The 18,582-nt window shown below is 58.9% G+C and carries 18 protein-coding genes; 7 read left to right on the forward strand and 11 right to left on the reverse strand.

The features are described from left to right. Positions 1 to 190: 190 nt before the first annotated feature. From HMPREF2692_RS08985 to HMPREF2692_RS09005, 5 genes are all read right to left on the reverse strand, one after another. Positions 191 to 1,972, reverse strand: coding sequence for an ABC transporter ATP-binding protein (locus tag HMPREF2692_RS08985; protein WP_070823412.1), 1,782 nt, complete (start codon positions 1,970 to 1,972; stop codon positions 191 to 193). Then, entirely contained in the window at positions 1,969 to 3,543 is a 1,575-nt protein-coding gene (locus HMPREF2692_RS08990) for an ABC transporter transmembrane domain-containing protein (protein WP_070823414.1), read from the reverse strand. Before HMPREF2692_RS08990 ends, HMPREF2692_RS08985 begins: the two co-directional genes overlap by 4 nt. Before the next feature lie 91 nt (positions 3,544 to 3,634). Further along, the gene (locus tag HMPREF2692_RS08995) at positions 3,635 to 3,838 is read right to left on the reverse strand and encodes a hypothetical protein (protein WP_061925575.1); all 204 of its coding nucleotides are present in this window, start codon (positions 3,836 to 3,838) and stop codon (positions 3,635 to 3,637) included. A 116-nt stretch (positions 3,839 to 3,954) separates the two neighbouring features. Then, positions 3,955 to 4,764, reverse strand: coding sequence for a hypothetical protein (locus HMPREF2692_RS09000; protein WP_070823416.1), 810 nt, complete (start codon positions 4,762 to 4,764; stop codon positions 3,955 to 3,957). 99 nt (positions 4,765 to 4,863) lie between these two features. After that, positions 4,864 to 5,739 carry a GDSL-type esterase/lipase family protein gene (locus HMPREF2692_RS09005; RefSeq protein WP_168168030.1) on the reverse strand — a complete coding sequence of 292 codons (876 nt, stop codon included), beginning with the start codon at positions 5,737 to 5,739 and terminating at the stop codon, positions 4,864 to 4,866. A 309-nt stretch (positions 5,740 to 6,048) separates the two neighbouring features. On the opposite strand from HMPREF2692_RS09005, the gene HMPREF2692_RS09010 reads away from it, so the two are divergent. Beyond that, a complete protein-coding gene (locus tag HMPREF2692_RS09010) occupies positions 6,049 to 6,972 on the forward strand; it encodes a methylenetetrahydrofolate reductase (RefSeq protein WP_070455750.1) in 924 nt (307 codons plus the stop codon). Then, a complete protein-coding gene (gene metE / locus HMPREF2692_RS09015) occupies positions 6,969 to 9,233 on the forward strand; it encodes a 5-methyltetrahydropteroyltriglutamate--homocysteine S-methyltransferase (RefSeq protein ID WP_070823418.1) in 2,265 nt (754 codons plus the stop codon). Before HMPREF2692_RS09010 ends, metE begins: the two co-directional genes overlap by 4 nt. Here the strand turns inward: metE and HMPREF2692_RS09020 are convergent. Then, positions 9,230 to 9,868, reverse strand: a complete 639-nt coding sequence (locus HMPREF2692_RS09020; protein ID WP_070823477.1) for an HAD family hydrolase — start codon at positions 9,866 to 9,868, stop codon at positions 9,230 to 9,232. The genes metE and HMPREF2692_RS09020 overlap by 4 nt on opposite strands. A gap of 77 nt (positions 9,869 to 9,945) precedes the next feature. On the opposite strand from HMPREF2692_RS09020, the gene HMPREF2692_RS09025 reads away from it, so the two are divergent. The 5 genes from HMPREF2692_RS09025 (at position 9,946) to HMPREF2692_RS09045 (ending at position 14,216) form a co-directional block, all read left to right on the forward strand. Then, positions 9,946 to 10,467 carry a peptidylprolyl isomerase gene (locus tag HMPREF2692_RS09025; RefSeq protein ID WP_061925588.1) on the forward strand — a complete coding sequence of 174 codons (522 nt, stop codon included), beginning with the start codon at positions 9,946 to 9,948 and terminating at the stop codon, positions 10,465 to 10,467. 73 nt (positions 10,468 to 10,540) lie between these two features. Then, positions 10,541 to 11,197, forward strand: a complete 657-nt coding sequence (locus HMPREF2692_RS09030; protein ID WP_201057343.1) for a rhomboid family intramembrane serine protease — start codon at positions 10,541 to 10,543, stop codon at positions 11,195 to 11,197. Positions 11,198 to 11,713: 516 nt separating this feature from the next. Further along, positions 11,714 to 13,000: a hypothetical protein gene (locus HMPREF2692_RS09035; protein WP_070823420.1), complete on the forward strand. Its 1,287-nt coding sequence runs from the start codon at positions 11,714 to 11,716 to the stop codon at positions 12,998 to 13,000. A 56-nt stretch (positions 13,001 to 13,056) separates the two neighbouring features. Further along, complete coding sequence (locus HMPREF2692_RS09040) at positions 13,057 to 13,626, forward strand: hypothetical protein (protein ID WP_062036461.1); 570 nt, start codon at positions 13,057 to 13,059, stop codon at positions 13,624 to 13,626. Positions 13,627 to 13,637: 11 nt separating this feature from the next. Further along, positions 13,638 to 14,216, forward strand: a complete 579-nt coding sequence (locus HMPREF2692_RS09045) for a hypothetical protein (RefSeq protein WP_070823423.1) — start codon at positions 13,638 to 13,640, stop codon at positions 14,214 to 14,216. Between the two features lie 21 nt (positions 14,217 to 14,237). Here the strand turns inward: HMPREF2692_RS09045 and HMPREF2692_RS09050 are convergent, their stop codons facing one another. The 5 genes from HMPREF2692_RS09050 to pknB all read right to left on the reverse strand — a co-directional run bounded on the left by HMPREF2692_RS09050 (position 14,238) and on the right by pknB (position 18,582). Next, complete coding sequence (locus HMPREF2692_RS09050; RefSeq protein ID WP_061925599.1) at positions 14,238 to 14,888, reverse strand: response regulator; 651 nt, start codon at positions 14,886 to 14,888, stop codon at positions 14,238 to 14,240. A gap of 6 nt (positions 14,889 to 14,894) precedes the next feature. Beyond that, positions 14,895 to 15,131, reverse strand: a complete 237-nt coding sequence (locus tag HMPREF2692_RS09055; protein WP_061925602.1) for a hypothetical protein — start codon at positions 15,129 to 15,131, stop codon at positions 14,895 to 14,897. Positions 15,132 to 15,193: 62 nt separating this feature from the next. Beyond that, positions 15,194 to 16,282: a sensor histidine kinase gene (locus tag HMPREF2692_RS09060; protein WP_061925605.1), complete on the reverse strand. Its 1,089-nt coding sequence runs from the start codon at positions 16,280 to 16,282 to the stop codon at positions 15,194 to 15,196. A 16-nt stretch (positions 16,283 to 16,298) separates the two neighbouring features. Further along, positions 16,299 to 16,571, reverse strand: a complete 273-nt coding sequence (crgA, locus tag HMPREF2692_RS09065; protein WP_061925608.1) for a cell division protein CrgA — start codon at positions 16,569 to 16,571, stop codon at positions 16,299 to 16,301. Between the two features lie 70 nt (positions 16,572 to 16,641). Beyond that, on the reverse strand, positions 16,642 to 18,582 hold the full coding sequence (gene pknB / locus HMPREF2692_RS09070) for a Stk1 family PASTA domain-containing Ser/Thr kinase (protein ID WP_061925611.1): 1,941 nt from the start codon (positions 18,580 to 18,582) through the stop codon (positions 16,642 to 16,644).

Below are 18,582 nucleotides of genomic sequence, written 5' to 3' on the forward strand. Positions count from 1 at the left end.
ACCCGGCACCATTCGGTGCCGGGTTTCGTCGTTCCTGCGTTTCCCTCGGCCCGCCGCTTCCGGGACTCGTTTCTGCGTCCCCCACAACGGCTCCCCTGCAAGGGGAGCCAAGGAAAGGGACCATCCTCGAAGAGAGGAGAAGTGAAGGAGAGGAGGGGAGGGGAGGAAGTTTAGCCGGGCCAAGTTTGGCTTAGTGGCCGTGCTCCCACTGCGCATAAGCCTTGGCGTAGCGCCCACCGCGCGCCATGAGTGAGGCGTGGTCGCCGTCTTCGACGATTTCTCCTTGCTCCATCACGATGATGCGGTCCGCCTCACGAGCCTGGTCCAAGCGGTGCGCCACCACTAGGCAGGTACGCCCGCGGGTGACGGCCCGGGCAGCTTCCTCAAGCACGGCGGCGTGTTCAGAGCCGGCCTCTGAGGTGGCCTCATCCATGATGAGTACCGGTGGCTGGCGCAGCACCATGCGCGCCAGCGAGATCTGCTGGGCGGCTTCGGCGCCCATCTCTTCGTTGCCGGCGCCGATGCGGGTATCGAGGCCGTCAGGCAGCCAGCGCGAGTCTTCCGTCAATCCCACCTCGTGTAGGGCTGCCCATAGTTCCGCATCGCTAGCATGTGGCCGGGCGAGCAGAAGATCCTCGCGCAGCGTGCCGGAGAAGAGGTGGACTTCCTGCGTAATCAGCGCGACGTGCTCGGTCACCCAGGTATTGGGCACTGTTGCGGTGTCGACGTTGTCAAGGCGGATGCTGCCCGCAGTGGGGTATTGCAGCCCGGCCACAAGTGCGGCCAAGGTGGATTTACCTGCGCCTGAGGTGCCCACCAGCGCGGTCGTGGTGCCGGCCGCCAGCGTGAGGCTAATGCTGTCTAAGACCTTGGCGCCGCCGGGGTAGGAGTAGCTCACGGCGTCGATATGCACCGCGGGGGCTTGCCCAAGCAGCGCTACTTCCTTGGTTGGCACGTCAGCGCCCAGCAGAGCCAGCGCCACAGCGCGGCCCAAGGAAGTTGCCGAATGCTGAATTTCCCCAGCGAAGAACAAGATGTTGAAAACGTGCATCTCTAGGCGCATGACCAGCAAGACCGCGGCCGTGGCCTGGCCTTGTGTGAGCCAACCCCAGGCCACCATGGGCACTGACATGGAGAGTGAACCGAGGAGCAGCACGCCGAAAGCAATGCTGCCTTGGCCGATGATGCGGTTGATAAGCGGCACCTTATCGCCCCAGGCCTGCACGGTATTCCAAGAATAGTTCTCCATGCGGCGCGTGGCCCAGCCGTCGAGGCGGAAAATCCGGAGGGTCTCCAAGGCGCGAATGGTATCGAGCAATACGTTGTTGCGGCGGGCCTCTACGGTGGAGACGGCGTTAGCCACGGCGGGGATATCGCGAATCGTTCCCTTGATAAACGGATACATCACGGCGACTGCGAGCATGCACAGTAAAAGGTAAGCCGGGTGAATGAAAGCCATGGTCAGGAAAGTAAGCGGCAGAATGAAGATGGTGACGGCGAGACGCTCGCCCATCATGGCCACCGCCGTGACCACGGTGTCGATGTCCTTAGACAAGCGCGTTATCACGTTGCCGGTTCCCAGCTCCATCACGCGCGGCACGGGAGCGCGCAGCACCGAGTCGAGAGCTGCGGTACGCATATCCACAGCCAGTCGGCGCGTGCGGGCGTTGATGAGATAGCCGCCGAGCGCCCGGCCGCTGACCTCAACGATGAGGCAGGCTGCGATGATCCATAGTGCAGTAATCATCGCCTTGCGTCCAGAGCCAATCACAGGGACTTCGCCACCCTGGATGATATCCACGAGGCGGCCGAGTACTTGCGAGCCCAGGTTCATCAGCAGGATGGTCAGAGTGAAGATGCCGAATACCAGCGCCAGCTTCGCCTTCGACGGCGCGGAAGGCAGCGTGCGAAGGAACTGCCAGGACTCACGGGCGGAGGCAGGAGCTAGGGCATCTGCTGCGGGTTTACTCATAGTTCTAGCACCTCCTTCGCGTTAGCCGCCCACGTCGACGCGCCGCTGATTACGACGGTGATCTGGTCCTTGCGCAAGCGCGCCACGCGCTCAGCTACCGTCGCGAGTGTTAGCGAATCCAAGCCCGTGGTGGGGTTGTCAAGCACCAAGATTTCTGGGTCCACGGCAAGCGCGCGGGCAAGCGCAACGCGTTGGCGTTGACCGCCCGACAGGTTCAGTCCAGCCTCCCCAATGGGGGCATCCGGCAAGGCGCCAGAGTCATCAAAACCGCCGAGACGAGCGACGATGTCCTCGCAGGCCGCGGCCTCAAGCGCCGTGCGAACCTGCGATGCCGGGATATTGCCGAGCGGATTGATGTTATCGGCCAGCGTCCCCTCCAGCACGGAAATCCGGTGCGGCGGGCACAGGGCGCCGTGGGCAGAAAGGCGGGATATGGTGGCGTCGACAAGCGCGCGTCCTTTGGTGGTCTCCGGTACCCAGACCTGCAAGCCAGGGCTTAAGGAAAGCGCATCGCCGTGCTTTGCGACGTCGCTTTTATCCAGGTCCTCCAGCAACTCACCGATGCGCTCCACGGAGGCCTGAGCTCGCGCCCACGCCTCGGTGAGATGGCCCAGCGCGATCCCAAGGACGTTGAGCGCCGGTGGGGCGAGCATCGTGATACTCATCATCCCACCTGGGGAAATATTGCCCAGGTACATCTGCCACGAGGTCCATGCGAGCAGACCGATGGTAAATGCGGTGGGTACCATCTGACGCAACCAGTTCAGGCAAGCACTAAGACGCAGCTCGCGCAGCATGGCGTCGAGGGCGGTGTGTGCAGCGGTGCCAAAGCGTTGCTTGGCCACCTCGTTAGCACCTAGACCTTTAATAACGCGGGAGCCCTGCGCGTAGTCCGTTGCGAGCGAAAGCGCCGTGTTTTCCTTTTGGCGGCGAGCTGCCGCCACACTCGTCAACGGTTTTGCGGTGGCCCAAGATACCGCCGCGGTGACGACGGCACCTATCAAAAGCACGATGGAAACCACGGGCGAGATCGGCGCTAGGCTGAAAATCGCGCCCAGCAGATAGCCCACCATGGTCAGCGGAAAGTTGAGCACCTGCTTGAGCTGGCCGATGTAATGGGAATCCTCGTCCATCGTGTTGAGCAGGCGGCCTGGGTTAAGTCCGGAGGTAGAAGCGCCGAGCAGCTTCTCCAGCAGCCCGAGCCGCAGCGTATGCGTGGTGCGGGCCTGGCTGAGATCGGTGAAGGCATCCGCGGTGGCTTCGGCGAGATAGACGATGAAAAGCAGCAGTGCGGTCAACGCCACTGGAATGGCGAGTGTGCGCCAGGAAGGGTCGCTGAATGCGTATTGCGTGGCTTGGCCAATGACCACGGAGACAAGCGCGCCCAATGGCGCGTTGATGGCGGCGGAGATGAGAATGCCGGCCACGCCCACCGGCTGCGCAAAGAGCAGGCGCCGGGTTGCGCTGCGGGGTTTAGACCAATTGGTGGTTTCGGTGAGAGAGGTCTCCCCGGCGGGTGGCTGGCTTGGCAGGTACCAAGACCAGGTTTTCATGCGAGGATAGACAGTCATAGCTGCTTATCCTATAAGAAAAGGCTGCCTTCCTTTGCTCGGATTATCCGGAAAGAAAGGCAGCCTTAGCAGGTTTTATGCTCTGCAGGTTTTATGCAAGGTGGTAATTCGATACGTCGTATCCAGAGAACTCGCGTTCGATACCGTTGTCATCAACAGAACGGAAGATAGTGCCGTTCTCAATTGCAAAGCGGAGATTGTCAACACGATGTGAAGGATCCCCGCTGACGGAGCCGGCTGGGAAGTAGTAGGTCGCTCCGCTTTTGAGCTTGACAATGAGAGACTCGAAGCTCATTTACTCTCCTTGAGATAGGTTCGAAATACTCAAGAATTCAATCAGCTCTAGGTCTCTTAATCAAAGAATTGAGATCAAGACAACTTGAGTGCTACCCCCTTGCTCGGGGGATATTACTACTCCTGCTCGTCAGTCTGCAGGCGGTGCTTGCCCTCATCCTCGCGGTCATCAGTGATGCGGGAGGTATCGGCCTCAGCGGCCGCAGCTTCTTCCTTGTGCTTTGCCAGCTGCTCATCGATGGAGCCCAGCAGCTCCTCATCGCGCTCGACGACGCCCTCTTCAGCGAGGTTGGAATCCTTCTTGAGGTCCTGCTCGGAGGTGGAGGTGTAGACCAAGGTGGAGCCCTCAGCCGCTGCGTCTGCGCCGCCACCGAAGTCCTCAACGCGAGGTGGAACCTCGGAGGGAGCTTCCTTGCGGATCTTGAAGAAGTAGTAAGCGCCGCCGGCAACTGCGGAGACAAGAGTCAGGATAAGGGCGAATGGCCAGAACTTGGAGCCCTTGTCTTCCTTGCGGAAGTTGACCTTCTTTGCCTTTTTCAGTTTCTTTGCGCTCTGCTTCTGCGCCTTGTTTGCGGCCTTACGTGCAGCCTTGGATTGCTTCTTTGCCTGCTTCTTGGTCTTCTTCTGCGCCTTCTTGGCATCCTTGCGAGCCTCTTCGAAGCGTTCAGATGCCTGCTTGCCAGCTTCCTGGCCGCGCTCCTTGAGCTCGGCGATGGTGCGCTCGAGACGCTCGTGGGCAGCCTGGGTTACAGCACCGGCGTTGCGGCGTGCCTCTGGGAAGAGATCCTTGCTGCGGCTTTCCGCACGTGCGGCGGCGCCTTCAAGGGCGGCATAAGCTTCGAGTTCTTTTTCCTCGCGGTAATCCTTGAAACGGCTCCACAGATTGTTCGCTAGACCGATGGAGGCGGAAATTGCGGTGGGGTTCATCCCAGATGCTCCTTAAATTAGTTTATGGTGCGCTTCACCCCAGCGTAGTGACGGCGCGAGGGCCCCGCCACTATAGCGTTTAATCCTTATGTGAATTTCCTAGCGTACGAGGACGCGATCCGAAAGGATGCGCGCCACGCCAACGTTGCCGGAGTGGGTCAGGTGGTTGAAGAAGTTATGCGGCTCCGCAAACTCGTAGACGCCTCCCATCCAGCGCATGCCGGTCGGCGCACACATATTGTGCTCGATGGTGGCCGAACGTAGGTCAAAATAGTCCACATGATTTTCCTGGGCGGCCTGGAACATCGCATGGTTAACGTTGTCTTCGATGGTGCGTACGCTGCCCAGCGCGGAGAGGTTAGCGCCTAGGCCTGGGTTCTCCTTGATGCGGATTGGGCAAATGGAGCCGTTTGCCGCAGAGAAGGCTGGGTAGCCCACCAGGGTGATCTTGGCGTTCGGGGCGGCAGCGCGGATGTGGTTTATCTGATTGCGCATGGCGTTCTTATAAGCCGTGCGGTTCGGGTCAATGATGAAGTTCGTGTTGACGACGTCATTGAAACCGAACTGGATCAGCACGTTGCGCGTGCCCGGGTTGAGGGTGTGGGTATCAACCGCGTGGCCTACCTGCTGGACAAAGTCCGAACGCGGCGTGCTGCCGGCAGCGGTAGCGCCGGAGCAAGCGTAGTTGATGACGCGCTGGCCCGAGGCGCGGCCGAGCTCGCGGCCAACGTTGGATGCGCCCTGCGGGCAGCCCTGTGGGCTCGGAGCGCCTGGGTCGCTGCCGATCTTCATGGCGCTAGACAGCTCGGCAATGGGGGAGCCGATTTGATCGAAGGTGGGGTTGGCAAAAATAGAGTCGCCGAAGAGGATTGTCTCAGATTGCTGAGCCGATGCGGCTGCCGTTCCAAGAGCTGCGGTGGTTACTACTGCAGCGCAGACAGCAGAGAGCTTGGTCAAAATCTTATGTTTTTTCAAGAGAGAGCCTCGATGTCGTTTGCGTTTGGAGCTGGTCGCAACTTGTTTAAGAGAGGTGGTATAGACAAGTCTGACATTGGGAATTGGCCTTGATTTTACTGCTTTTTCAGGCCAGTTACCCCCGCCGCCACGCCTTCTAGGTAGACAGCTTGGTTCATTTTGGGCGATTTTTATTCGCGCTAATAAACGTTAACCCCGCAGGCAGAACCGTTTTAAAGATGGTACCTAAAATTTAGCCCTCCTTTCTTAATAGACCGCTTGGTACATTTCATCTCAACGAAATCGAAGTGACCAGCGAAGGAGGTGGGCATGACTCCGCGACTCTCGGCCTCTGCGCCTTTAGACCAAATCAATGAATGGACGGCTCGGGTGCGTCAGCGCACCGCGCTTTCCTTCGAAGTGATTCCGCCGCGCAACGACGCTGATGCGAGCAAGACATCTGAACTGCTTGCAGTGTTGCAGAGCTATCACCCTGATTACATCGCAGTAACCAGCTCGCAGCGCTCCGGATGGTTGCGTGGCACGGCCGCATTCATTGAGCAGATTGCGCGCACTACCTCGATGCGTCCCCTGGCGCATCTTGCTTGCACTGCCGGTAGCCCGGAGGAACTTAGCGAGTGGGTCGATGTACTCGTCGATTCTGGCGTCCGCGGATTCCTCGCACTGCGCGGGGATCTTCCGGAAGACGGCATGCCCGTGGGCTACCTGCAGCATGCTGATGAGCTGATCCGTCTCATTCGGCGTCGGGAAGCAGCGCAAGCGGCACGTTTCGCCGCAGGCAACCTGGCCGTCGGCGTGGCGTGCTATCCCAATGGCCATGCGGAATCAGCCAATGCTGATGAGGACATCGATGTCCTGCTGGCCAAACAGCGCTTGGGCGCGAACTTCGCCATAACGCAGCTCTTCTTCGACCCAGAAGACTATGCGCGCTTCTATCAACGCGCCCGGCTCGCCGGCGTGCGCATCCCGCTTATCCCCGGAATCATGCCGATGACCAGCGTGGCCCGCCTTGAGCGAATGGCGGGGCTGTCCGGGCTCGACGTCCCGCCAAAAGTGCGGGCAGCGCTCGCGGCAGCGGAAACCCCAGAAGAAGAACAAGAAATCGGTATGGAGCTCACGGCCGAACTCGCGCGCGGCGTTCTGCGCGCGGGCGCGGAGGGCCTCCATATATATACGCATAACAACTCAGCCATCACCCACGACCTACTGAGCAGAATCGGAGTAAATCGATGAACGCACCATTTCCTCACACAACCATCGAAGGCTATCCGCGCGTCGGCGCGAACCGCGAGCTAAAGCGCGCACTCGAGGCCTTCTGGGCCGACAAGATCGATGAGGAGACCTTCGAATCGGCCACGCACTCGCTGCGCCTTGATACCTATGCCCGCCTACATGACCTCGGCCTGCGTGAGGATTATGCCATCCCGGCGGACGTGGCCTATTACGATCACGTCCTCGAAACCGCGCTGACGGTGGGCGCAGTCGAGGGCGAAACCCTTGCCGATGAGTTCCGTCTAGCGCGCGGAAATGCACAGGCAGCACCACTGGAGATGACCAAGTGGTTTGACACCAACTATCACTACATCGTCCCAGAAATTGCTGACGAGCAGGAGTTTAAGGCGCGTCCGCAACGCGTGTTGAAGCTGGTGGAGGAAGCCCGGCAAGCAGGCCACAAGGTGCGCCCAGTGCTGGTGGGGCCTGTGACGCTGCTTGCGTTGTCTAAGCCGGCGGAAGGTTCCCACACCCAGCCTCTCGAGCACCTGGGCAAGCTGGTGGATTCCTATATCGAGGTGCTTGGGTACCTGCATGCGGCGGGCGTGGAGTGGATTCAGCTCAACGAGCCAGCGCTGGTGGCTGATCTGCAGTCAGCAGATGACGCTACGCTTGCCGACGCCCTTATTCAGGCCTACGAACGCATCCTCGGCACTGCGAAACGCCCACAGATCTACTTGACCACGCCTTATGGCGCAGCCCGCAGGGGATTGGACGCGATTGCGAAGCTACGCCCGGAAGCAGTCCAGGTGGACTTGAGCGTGGGAACCCTGGCGCTGGAACCGGATTATTTGGAGCGCGTAGCGCAGTTGCCGGTGCACGTGAGCGCGGGCCTGGTTGATGGCCGCAATGTGTGGGCGGCGAACCTGCGCGATCTGCGTGCCAAGCTGGAGCAGCTTCCGGGCGCCTCGGTTACTACCTCGGTATCTTTGCAGCACGTTCCGCATACCGTCGCTGCCGAAACCACATTGCCAGTTGACGTCGCGACGTGGTTCTCCTTCGCTGATGAAAAGGTACGCGAGGTCGTGGCCCTTTTCGCCGGCCCGCTCGACGCCCCAGAGGCTTATGCCCAGGCCGATCGCGCGGTGCGTACCCGGGCGGAATCGGCGCGCACGCATAACCGGGACGTCGCCAAGCGCACGGCCGGGCTGCCGGAAGGGCAGGTCCAACGTCAGCCGCTGTTTGCCGAGCGCGTCGAGGCGCAGAAGTCCCTGGACCTGCCGCAGCTTCCGACCACCACGATCGGTTCCTTCCCACAGACCCAGGAGATTCGTGCCGCGCGCGCCGCGCACCGCAAGGGCGAGCTTTCCGACGCCGATTATGAAAAGGCGCTGCGCAAGGAGGTCGCGCAGGTCATCGACCTGCAAGAACGCCTAGGGCTGGACGTACTCGTGCACGGCGAGCCGGAACGCAATGACATGGTGCAGTACTTCGCGGAGCTGCTCGACGGCTTCGTGGTCACCGAAAATGGCTGGGTGCAGTCTTATGGCTCGCGCTGTACTCGTCCGCCAATCGTTGTCGGTGACATCTCCCGCCCGCAGCCGATGACGGTGGAGTGGGCCAAGTACGCGCAGTCGCTATCTGCAAAGCATGTCAAGGGAATGCTAACCGGCCCGGTGACCATCCTCGCGTGGTCCTTTACCCGCGATGACGTGCATCAATCAGTCTCCGCGGATCAGTTGGGCGTGGCGCTGGCTGACGAGGTACGTGACCTCGAAGACGCCGGCATCAGCATCATCCAGATCGACGAACCCGCACTGCGGGAGCTGCTGCCGCTGCGTCAAGAAGAACGCCAAGCTTACCTTGATTGGGCAGTGCGTGCCTTCCGTTTGGTTGCCCTCGAGGCGCAACCGACCACCCAGATTCATACGCACCTGTGTTACTCCGAGTTCGGGCAGATCATTGATGCGGTGGCAGGCCTCGATGCCGATGTCACCTCCATCGAGGCGGCGCGCTCACGCATGGAGCTGCTGCAAGACATCGATGAGAAGTTCCACTCGGAGATCGGCCCTGGCATCTATGACATCCACTCGCCGCGCGTGCCTTCGGTGGCGGAGATGGCCGAGCTCATCCGGGCAGCACTACGCCACGTGCCGGCGGAGCGGCTGTGGATTAACCCAGACTGCGGTCTTAAGACCCGCGGCTACGCCGAGACCGAGGCCTCGTTGCGCAACATGGTCTTGGCCCGCGAAGAGGTGCTCAGCTCACTCGTCCCCGCCTAGAAGCTCAGCTCGTCCAAGCTCGAAATCTCGCCCGAGCCGTCGCGTTGCAGGTACACCGCTTGCAGCCCGGCGGCGCGGGCGCCCTCGACGTCGTTAGCCAGCGAGTCACCCACCATCAGCGTTTCCGCGGGAGTAGAACCCACCACCTGGCAGCCTGCCAGGTAGGCGGTGGCCTGCGGTTTGGGGATTCCCAGATCCACCGTGGCGATGAGATGCACCTCTGGCAGATCTAACTTGCCGGCGCGCAGCTTTGCTTCTTGCATCTCGCGGGCGCCGTTGGTGAGGACGCCAACGCGAAGACCTGCTTGCAGGGCTCGCTGCAGGGCGGGCAGGGCGTCGGCAAAAGCGCGCCAATTGCGCTGGTAGGCGGCAAGATAACCCGAATAGGCCTGCAATGCGTCGTGCTCCGAAAGGTCTTTTTCTAGAAACTCGCGGCAGCGGGCGATGCGCTGGCCATGATGGGTGACCTCGCCGCGCTCATAGGCGGCGAACCACTTGCGCTCGATGGCGGCAAAGCGTTCATGTTGGCCAGTGGGAAGTCCTAGCTCGCGGCACCATTCGTCGAGACCTTCGCGCATAGCGGAGGTATGGTCCATCAAAGTGTCATCGAGGTCGAAGAGCACGGCGCGAATCATGGACTTAAGCATAGTGATCGCTTAGGGCGTTATGTCATCTGCGGCGCGCGGGCGAGAAATTCCATACAATAGTCGGCATGACTCAGAAGACCGCAACTGCAACGATGCACACCAATCACGGTGATATCGTTATCGACCTGTTCGGTAACCATGCACCGGTAACCGTGGAGAACTTCATCGGCCTGGCAAAGGGCGAGAAGGACTACTCCACCCAGAACGCAAAGGGCGAGCAGTCCGGACCGTTCTACGATGGCGCAATTTTCCACCGCATCATTGATAACTTCATGATCCAGGGTGGCGATCCAACCGGCACCGGCCGTGGCGGCCCTGGCTACCAGTTCCAGGATGAGTTCCACCCAGAGCTGCAGTTCGACCGTCCATTCCTGCTGGCTATGGCAAATGCTGGCCCAGGCACCAACGGCTCCCAGTTCTTCATCACCGTGGCTGCGACCCCGCACCTGAACAACCACCACACCATCTTTGGTGAGGTCACCGACCCGGCATCCCAGGAAGTCGTGTCCAAGATCGCCAAGGTTGATACGGACCGCATGGACCGCCCACGTGAGGACGTCATCATCGAGTCCATCGAGATCGCCTAAGAGCTCTTAACAACTGAGCCCACCACCACTTATTAAAAGTGGCGGTGGGCTCATTGAAGTTTTTTGGGAAAATATGGAAAAGACATTGCGCAACTACCTAAAACAAGCGCCGGTCACCGCCGGGGTCATCGCCCTGTGCACGCTGGTTTGGACAGTTACCGCCATCCAGTCGCATTCGCTTACTGCGTCCTACTACGGCTCTTCGCTGGCCTATGACTGGACGCTGTGGGGCCCGGACTTTGAGGCTGCGCCGTTGACGGCGCTAAGTGCCGGGTTTATGCATATCGATCTCGGACACCTAGCGGTGAACATGTTTCTGCTTTTGCTCGTAGGCCGCGAAATCGAACAGGCCTTAGGCGGAGTGTTGTATGCCTGTGTATATCTGCTCTCTTTGCTGGGCGCCTCAGCGGCCGTGCTGGGGATGGATTATCAAACACCGACGGTGGGGGCCTCGGGAGCTATATATGCACTGCTGGCTTTGCTGGTAGGGCTCTACAACTCTCGCGGTATGGATCTGCGGGCACCCATTGTTCTTGTAGCGGCCAACGTGGCTTACACGTTTTTGATGTCCGGCGTATCCCTATGGGGTCATTTGGGCGGTTTGTTCACAGGCGTGATTCTCGCATTTTTTGTTTTTAACAGCCGTCGGGGAGTGCGATGGACGGGAATTTTCACGGTTTTCTTGGCTTTAAGTTTCTTTTTAGGCCTTCAAGCAGGGTTTTGGGGATAACTCCGGCGAGTTATTCACCAAAACGCTTGTGCGAAAGAATTCCACAGTAGTTATCCACAATGTGGATAACTACATTTTTGTAATTTCTCGAACGCATGGCCGGAGTTTTGCCTGATCACGCAGGCAAGAAAACTTACATCCTTGTAATTTAGCCCTTGTGGAAGTGGGTGAAAACAGTTATCCACAAGCTGTGGAAGAAAGCTGGGGAATTTGATTTTCACAGAGTTATCCCCAGCCTGTGGATAACTTTCCTCCCATCTTGTTGGCAACTCGGGAAGGGGGCAGAAGCGGGTGTGTACGAAAGGACAATTCTGGCTGCGCGCGGAGTCAAAAATAGCTGGGAAAATTCTGGAAAATGCAAGCTCAAGTGGCAATTATCCGAAAGTATCTGAGGTATTGAAGGATGCGATGGTGGCCGATTAGCGTCATGTGAGTAGTTCACAGCGCGTGGAGGGAGAGACCGCGCCGCTGTGAACCTCAAACTTCAAAAAATAGTGAATAAAAGGAAACGTAGCGATGCGCATTCCCCGCCTCCATCTCAGCTACTACGTAGCAGCCGCCGCACTGTCTGCGGCAAGCCTCGTTGCCCCCGCTGCGGCGCACGCAGAGATCCCCGCCATGCCACAGGGTTATCCGATTGAGAATCTCTACCAGGAGTGCAGCCCAGCAGAAGCTAATGCAGCGGGCTATCCAGATTGGCACTTTGGTGAAACTGGCCGCCGTTACCTTTCGGATGGCACCATCCAGTTCACCAACACCACCAAGCAGACGGTTCCGTACACCGCCACCGTCGAATCCGGTACTAATCACGAGATCGAAGCAAACTCTGCCGCCAAGTGGCCTTCCAACTGGAACACCACCGCAAAGGCAGACATCGGTCTGACTCTGTCCAACGGCTGGATAGAGGGGGAAACCATCGGGCCGATCAAGCTTGCGCCTGGCGATTCCTTCCGCGTGGAATACGGCACCGTGGAAAAAGACTTCATTTCCATGTTCGTGGACTGCAAGGATGGCATCTATACCAATATCCAGGGTGCAAATGTCATCCGTGGTACCGCACCGGCCGAGCGTTATGCCTGGGCAACCGTAATCCACGCCGACGGCACCGTTGATGACCAAGCGCTTGAGATTCCTTCCCGCGCGCCGGGTGCGAACAGCAAGGTTGTTGACGGTGGCTACAATGCCGTCTCCGGCCCAAGCCTGGAGAAGATTGCCGATGAAAAGCAGGACCATGTGGTCAACCCTGCGACCGACCTGCAGCGCGAGAATTGGCCGAGCGAAGGTGAAGAGTGCACCGCTGGCGATATGCAGTGGTACCCGAACACCATTGAGGGCGTAGCTCCTACTTTCCGAAAGCCGGGCTTTTCCCAGGACTTCATGAACTGGACTGAGGCTGACTACACCTATCGTGGCATCACCGACCACCTGGTGGGCGCGCAGTACAACGGCCAGATGAATTGGCTGGGCAATAAAGGCCGCTTGCCGGAGGGCTGGCTCGGCTCCATCGGTGCCGCACAGCGTGCCTACATGCCGGTGGGTACCGCGCTGGCGCCGCTCGACCTTAAGCCAGGTGAGCGCGCACGCATCGAATACGGCACCACCATGATGCGCGTGAACTACAGCGAGCTGCACTGTGGCCGCGACGGAAAGTACAGCCTCGTTCACGACTTCAAGCAGGCCTCTGCGCCGGCAGGTTTCTGGGCAGAAGCCACCGTCACCGGCAAGGATGGCTCGACCCGCAAGGTTGACGTCACCCCAGATGAGTGGCGTGACCTACCAGTTGCGACCCAGACCGCTTATTAGCACCACGACACCGCCTACCAACCCCACTTTCTTTCTCACTAAATAGGAGTAACACCATGCGCTTTAACCGCACTCTCGCACTGGCAGCATCCGCAATTGCTGCAACTTCCATCGCCGCTGCACCAGCAATGGCACTGCCTGCCGTTAACCACGGCGCTGCTAACCCGACCACCATCGGTGAAAAGTGCGTCAACCCAGGCGATACCGGCCAGACCGTTGAGATTGTCCGCACCTACTTTGATGGTTCCGCAGGCACCTGGACCGTCTCCAACTACAACGCGGAGCCACTGCCGCTGACCCGCGCCATCAAGGAGACCAAGACCAAGACCTGGAACGTTTCCGTAGGCGTTGACTTCGACATCCTGAAGCTGGTCAACATCAAGTTCAACGCTGGCTACACCGATTCCCAGACCTACGAGGTAGGCGAGACCGTCGGTCCGTACAACGTTGCACCTGGCAAGACCGCCGTCATGCGCGCGGGCTGGGTTGTCTCCGACTTTGAAGGTGAGAAGACCGTGTGCGGCCAGGACGGAACCTGGCAGGGCACCGGCGAGACCTTCACCGCGTCTCTGCCAGCAGAGCGCCACGTTGAGGTCTCCACTCGCGACAACATGAAGTTCAACTAAGGGAGGCAACTGTGCGCAAGTTTGCACGCATCGCCGCAGCATTGCTGGTGGCAGTAAGCACGGCCACTCCGGCTGCGCAGGCTGTCGACGGCGCGGCTTCCTACCGCCTGCCGCAGCGCTGGAACGATGACTACAAGCCGGGCACGCACTGTGCAACACCGGGCGCACAGGGCACCTATGTCACGGCGGAGCGCATGTGGTTTAAGCAGACTGACGCTGCCAGCGTGGCTAATCGCAACGACTACACTGTTCCAGTTAGCCACACCGTGACTGATAAGCGTACGCAGACCACTGAGGTCAGCGTTTCGGTGAAGCCAATCGGTGACATTGAAAAGTACATGTCGAACACGTTTGGCTTTAACTTCGTCCACCAGATCCATTGGAGCCTCGGTCAAAAGATTGGCCCCTACGATTTGGAAGCCAATCAGCAAGGCAAGCTCGTGTGGGGCTTTATGATGCTCGACGCGGATTCGCAGGATGTACGTTGTTCTGAGGATCAGCAGTGGGTAGAAAAGGGTGCGCCGTACTTTGTCAGCGTACCGTACTCGCGCTATTCGGAGCTACGCATTGACGACGCCCCGGTGTATTAAGCCGTGTTCTAGCCTCAGTGCCTAGCTACCTGCCCCGCCTAAAATCTTGGTTACAAGATTTAGGCGGGTGCTTGCGTTAAAGGTGATGATGAGGCTGGAGACGTGCTTTTTCACCGAAGATTCTGAGATCTCCAGCGCTGCTGCGATCTCGGAATTCGAATTGCCCTGTAGCAGCAGTTTGAGCACATTGATCTCGTTGGTGCTGAGGTGATGCGTCTCGATGGCGGTGGCGACCGGATCCTTACGGGGCGCATCCCCGATGTATCCCACCAGGCGGTGCATCGCTACGGGTGCAACGACGGTGCCGCCGTGGATGGCCTCCCGGACAGCATCGATGATGGATTGCGGTCGCTGATTTTTCAGAATGTAACCAGCGCCGCCCTCTTGCAGAATCTTGAGCATGGTGTCATCGGAGTCAAAGGATGTCACCGCCAAGAAAACTGGCGGGTAGGGCCTTTCCTTGATTTTGCGCAGCAAAGTGATGCCGTCCATCGTGGGCATATGAATATCTGCCAAGACGATGTCGGCATCAACGTTGTCCAGCATCGAGAGGCATTCTGCGCCATTAGCTGCCTCAGCTACCACCTCGATGTCATCGGTGGTTTCGAAATAAAGCCGCAGTGACGAGCGGACCAGCGGGTCATCATCAACGAGAAAGACTCTTATGGACATCGAGGCTTAGTGGCGGTATTTTGCGCACCACCAGCGCTGCGGGCTGGTGGAGCAACGCAAAGCGTTTGCAAAGTCTTCCGCCTGAGAGGTGTAGTAGGTAAATCCGCCGGTGTAGGCGGTCTCAGTCTGAGTAGCAGACTCAGCGGCACTGGAAGAACCGAAGGAAGAAGCAGCGCTAGCAAATGGGGTGCTGGTAAGGCACAGTACGGCGCCGGCAGCGGCTGCAGCAGAACGAAAACGCATGTGGATACTCCTATTGGGGAGAGAAATAAAGACGATAGGCCTTAGCCTACTACAAGGTAAGTTTATCTGCGCACCATGTTGGAAATTGGGATATAAAGCGCACTTACCCACTTACCATTGTGGGGGCCGCTGCTGAAAGTGCCGTTTGCTGCAGCAACTCTTTTTTCGATTTCTGAAAGACCCAGTCTAGTCGTCATATGTTGATCTGCCTGGGCTTCAGCGATGAGTGAATGGACTTCTATATCGAGACCGCGGTAATTGCGTCGTAGTCGGATGGTGATTTCGGAACCTGCTTCGGCATATTTGATCAAGTTGGCGCTAAGTTCTGAAAAGACCAAATGCAGATCGTTGGGCAAAGCCATGGAACGCGCCAATTTCCCGAGCTTTCCTTTCACAGTGCATTCGAAACCATGGCTTCTCAGGAAGCTCTGCATCTCTTCCAGTTCTTCTGCGATGGTCGAGCGTGCTTTCTTTAACGTTGGAAGGTCCTCGTTTTTCATAAGGCGCAGCAGATCGCGGACCTCACCCATTGCCTTGCGTGCGTCATCCGCGATGGCTGTGGAGTTCTCAGCCACCTTCGGGTTGGTTTCTAGAAGGCCGAGTGTTTCTGAGCGCATGACCACCGAGGTTAACGTCGTTGCCACGGAATCATGCAGCGTGGTCATCAGCGCGTGTCGGTATTCCTGGTTCCTCTGCTCAGCGGCGAGCCTGCGTTGGCGCGCCTTTTTTAGCCAAACGCCGAAAATGATACCCAGCAAATTGATCGCGGACACCAGAACAAAGCTAAAGAGGTCGAGCGAGGTGCAGATGCCCTGTGCAGGATCGATAATGGAAAGAAGTACCAGCACCAGTCCTGGGATAACGGCGTGAGTCCATGGACGTCGGTAGGAAATTAGCCCAACGATGACTGCGCTCCATGCGACCAATAAGAACGAGCGCCATTCAGTATGCCATGTGCAAATACCAAAAAGCGCGCTATAAGCCGCAGCCGCCCACAGCGGGTGGTTCATACCGAGCGGGGTAAGTGCCACACCAAGGACGGCGAGCAACAGCGCACCGGGGGAGAGGAATAGTGGATCGATGGCCACGGTCAGCATCACGGCGATGATGAAGCCGACGCCGGCGAAGCTATAGAACCTCGTAGAGCTCATGGCAGGGTGATGAAGTTTAGCGCCAGCCCATCGTCATGAGCAGGCCGATGATGGCTAGGCCGAAACCGATGCCGTAATTCCATGGGCCCAGTTCCTGCATGAATGGGATGGACTCGCCGGCCAAGTAGTTGACCACGAGCCACAGCAGGCCGATGATCATCAGGCCCAGCATGATGGCGATGTACCACTTTGGCGTGCCCTCGGAATTGATCTTGACCGGAGTGCGGTTGGCCGCAGAGCTAGAGGACTGCGGAACGCCCGAGCTCTGGGTGATCTTTGACTTTGGCATTGCTAAACCTTCAACTTTTCTTTAGGCATTCTTTTTAACGGTTACTTTAGCAGGCGAAATTCGCTTGCTACTAGCGCGGGAGCAGCTCCGTGGTGGTGAACTCCCAGACGCGGAGCTCCACGGTTGCGTTCTTGCGAATAGTATCGCCCGCATTCACAGAAGCCCAGCCCACGCGGCCGTTATCCACCAGCGCACCGGTAGGAACAACGGGGCCGGTGCGCACGCTACCCTGCCAGCCGGCAGAGCGCAGTGCGGACTCAGCCTCAGAAGGCGTCTTGTGCAACAGGTTCGGTGCCGTGATGAGCATGCCATTGGAGACCTCAATCGTGACGGTCTCACCCTTGGCCAGCTTGCCGCCCTGGCTGCTGACGGATAGAACGCGGTCTGCCGGTTCCTGGGAGTCCACGACGTTGACGTTGACCTCAAAGCCCACCGACTCCAGCATGCTGACAGCGCGGTCTTGTGGCATACCGGTTACGTCAGGGACCTTCGCCTCCTCCTTGCCCTTGGACACGGTGACCTTGACCTTTGAGCCCTTAGACAGCTGCGAGCCGCCGGCGGGATTCTGAGAAATAATCTGGCCGGCAGGAGCATCGTCGTTTTTCTCTTCGACCTGCTCGTTGAGGGAAAGCCCGGCGTCGCTAAGCGCCTTGCCCGCCTCTTCCAAGGTCATACCGGAGAGATCCGGCACATCGGTGATCTCGTCACCGGAGGAAACAGTCAACGTAATCGAGGAACCCTTCTGCAGCTCCGAACCCGGCGCAGGGTTCACGCGGATTGCCTGGCCACGCTTAATATCCGGGTTAGCTTCTTCGTTGACGGTAACCAGCAGGCCCATCTTCTCGAGTTCGGCGACGACCTCGTTGCGTGGGCGCTTTTCTACCTCGGGAACAACGACCATATTGGCGCGGGCGGTCGCCTCCTCTTGCTGCTGAGCAGCACGATCTTCCTCGCGCGAGGCATTCCAGAAGTCCCAAGCAAAGTAGCCCATGATGGCAACCAACAGGCCCGCCAAGAAAAGCGCGAGCCACTTCAAGCCATTGCCGCCCTCTTCTTCCTCTTCCGGGCGAGTGGATTGCACAGGAGCGCGATGTGCACCCACAACGGGAGAGACCATCGAAGTCGCTTGCTCTTCCTCGCTAACGTGGCCGCGCGCAGCTTCAGTGAGCTGGCCATTGGCCATGCGCTGCAGGTCTTCGCTCATCTCCCAGGCGGATTGGTACCGATCCGCCGGGTGCTTGGCCATGGCAGTCAGAATGACCGCATCGATGTTGAGGCGCTGGGTATTAGTCAGGTGCGTCGTGTCGATGTACTGCGAAGGCGGAATCGGCTCTTCTTGAACGTGCTGGTACGCCACCGCGAACGGAGTCTCGCCCTCGAAAGGGGTGCGGCCGGTGACGGCCTCGTACATCACGCAGCCCAATGCGTAGACATCGGATCGTGCATCCGCTGGGTTTCCACGGGCCTGCTCAGGAGACAGGTACTGAGCGGTGCCGATGACCGCAGAGGTCTGTGTCATGGCGGAGGTTGAATCATCGAGCGCACGCGCGATGCCGAAGTCCATCACCTTCACCTGGCCGGTGTTGGTGAGCATGATGTTGGCGGGCTTGATGTCGCGGTGAATGATGCCGGCCTCGTGGGAAGCCTGCAGTGCATTTGCCACGGGTGCCAGTAGCTGCGCTGCCTCCTGAGCTGGAAGTGGGCCGTCTTCACGAACAATATCGCGCAGGGTACGGCCGTTGACCAGCTCCATCACGATGTAGGGGATCGCCATGCCATCGACGGTCTTTTCACCGGTATCGAAAACAGAGACGATGTTGGGATGGTTCAGTTTGCCGGAGTTTTGAGCCTCGCGGCGGAAGCGCTCGCGGAAATTAATGTCACGCGCCATTTCGGGGCGCAGCATCTTGACAGCAACCGCGCGCCCCAGAACCTTGTCTTCGGCGTCATAAACCTCAGACATGCCGCCGGATCCGATGACCTGGCGAAGGTGGTAGCGGTCATTGACCAT

It is taken from the genome of Corynebacterium sp. HMSC036D03 (assembly GCF_001836185.1).
GTDB classification, from domain to species: domain Bacteria; phylum Actinomycetota; class Actinomycetes; order Mycobacteriales; family Mycobacteriaceae; genus Corynebacterium; species Corynebacterium simulans.

What these genes read in the sequence shown, in the direction of transcription:
- HMPREF2692_RS08985 (WP_070823412.1), bottom strand. Translation starts at nt 1,972, where the DNA reads ATGAGTAAACCCGCAGCAGATGCCCTAGCTCCTGCCTCCGCCCGTGAG.
- HMPREF2692_RS08990 (WP_070823414.1), bottom strand. Translation starts at nt 3,543, where the DNA reads ATGACTGTCTATCCTCGCATGAAAACCTGGTCTTGGTACCTGCCAAGC.
- HMPREF2692_RS08995 (WP_061925575.1), bottom strand. Translation starts at nt 3,838, where the DNA reads ATGAGCTTCGAGTCTCTCATTGTCAAGCTCAAAAGCGGAGCGACCTAC.
- HMPREF2692_RS09000 (WP_070823416.1), bottom strand. Translation starts at nt 4,764, where the DNA reads ATGAACCCCACCGCAATTTCCGCCTCCATCGGTCTAGCGAACAATCTG.
- HMPREF2692_RS09010 (WP_070455750.1), top strand. Translation starts at nt 6,049, where the DNA reads ATGACTCCGCGACTCTCGGCCTCTGCGCCTTTAGACCAAATCAATGAA.
- metE (WP_070823418.1), top strand. Translation starts at nt 6,969, where the DNA reads ATGAACGCACCATTTCCTCACACAACCATCGAAGGCTATCCGCGCGTC.
- HMPREF2692_RS09020 (WP_070823477.1), bottom strand. Translation starts at nt 9,868, where the DNA reads ATGATTCGCGCCGTGCTCTTCGACCTCGATGACACTTTGATGGACCAT.
- HMPREF2692_RS09025 (WP_061925588.1), top strand. Translation starts at nt 9,946, where the DNA reads ATGACTCAGAAGACCGCAACTGCAACGATGCACACCAATCACGGTGAT.
- HMPREF2692_RS09030 (WP_201057343.1), top strand. Translation starts at nt 10,541, where the DNA reads ATGGAAAAGACATTGCGCAACTACCTAAAACAAGCGCCGGTCACCGCC.
- HMPREF2692_RS09035 (WP_070823420.1), top strand. Translation starts at nt 11,714, where the DNA reads ATGCGCATTCCCCGCCTCCATCTCAGCTACTACGTAGCAGCCGCCGCA.
- HMPREF2692_RS09040 (WP_062036461.1), top strand. Translation starts at nt 13,057, where the DNA reads ATGCGCTTTAACCGCACTCTCGCACTGGCAGCATCCGCAATTGCTGCA.
- HMPREF2692_RS09050 (WP_061925599.1), bottom strand. Translation starts at nt 14,888, where the DNA reads ATGTCCATAAGAGTCTTTCTCGTTGATGATGACCCGCTGGTCCGCTCG.
- HMPREF2692_RS09055 (WP_061925602.1), bottom strand. Translation starts at nt 15,131, where the DNA reads ATGCGTTTTCGTTCTGCTGCAGCCGCTGCCGGCGCCGTACTGTGCCTT.
- HMPREF2692_RS09060 (WP_061925605.1), bottom strand. Translation starts at nt 16,282, where the DNA reads ATGAGCTCTACGAGGTTCTATAGCTTCGCCGGCGTCGGCTTCATCATC.
- crgA (WP_061925608.1), bottom strand. Translation starts at nt 16,571, where the DNA reads ATGCCAAAGTCAAAGATCACCCAGAGCTCGGGCGTTCCGCAGTCCTCT.
- pknB (WP_061925611.1), bottom strand. Translation starts at nt 18,582, where the DNA reads ATGGTCAATGACCGCTACCACCTTCGCCAGGTCATCGGATCCGGCGGC.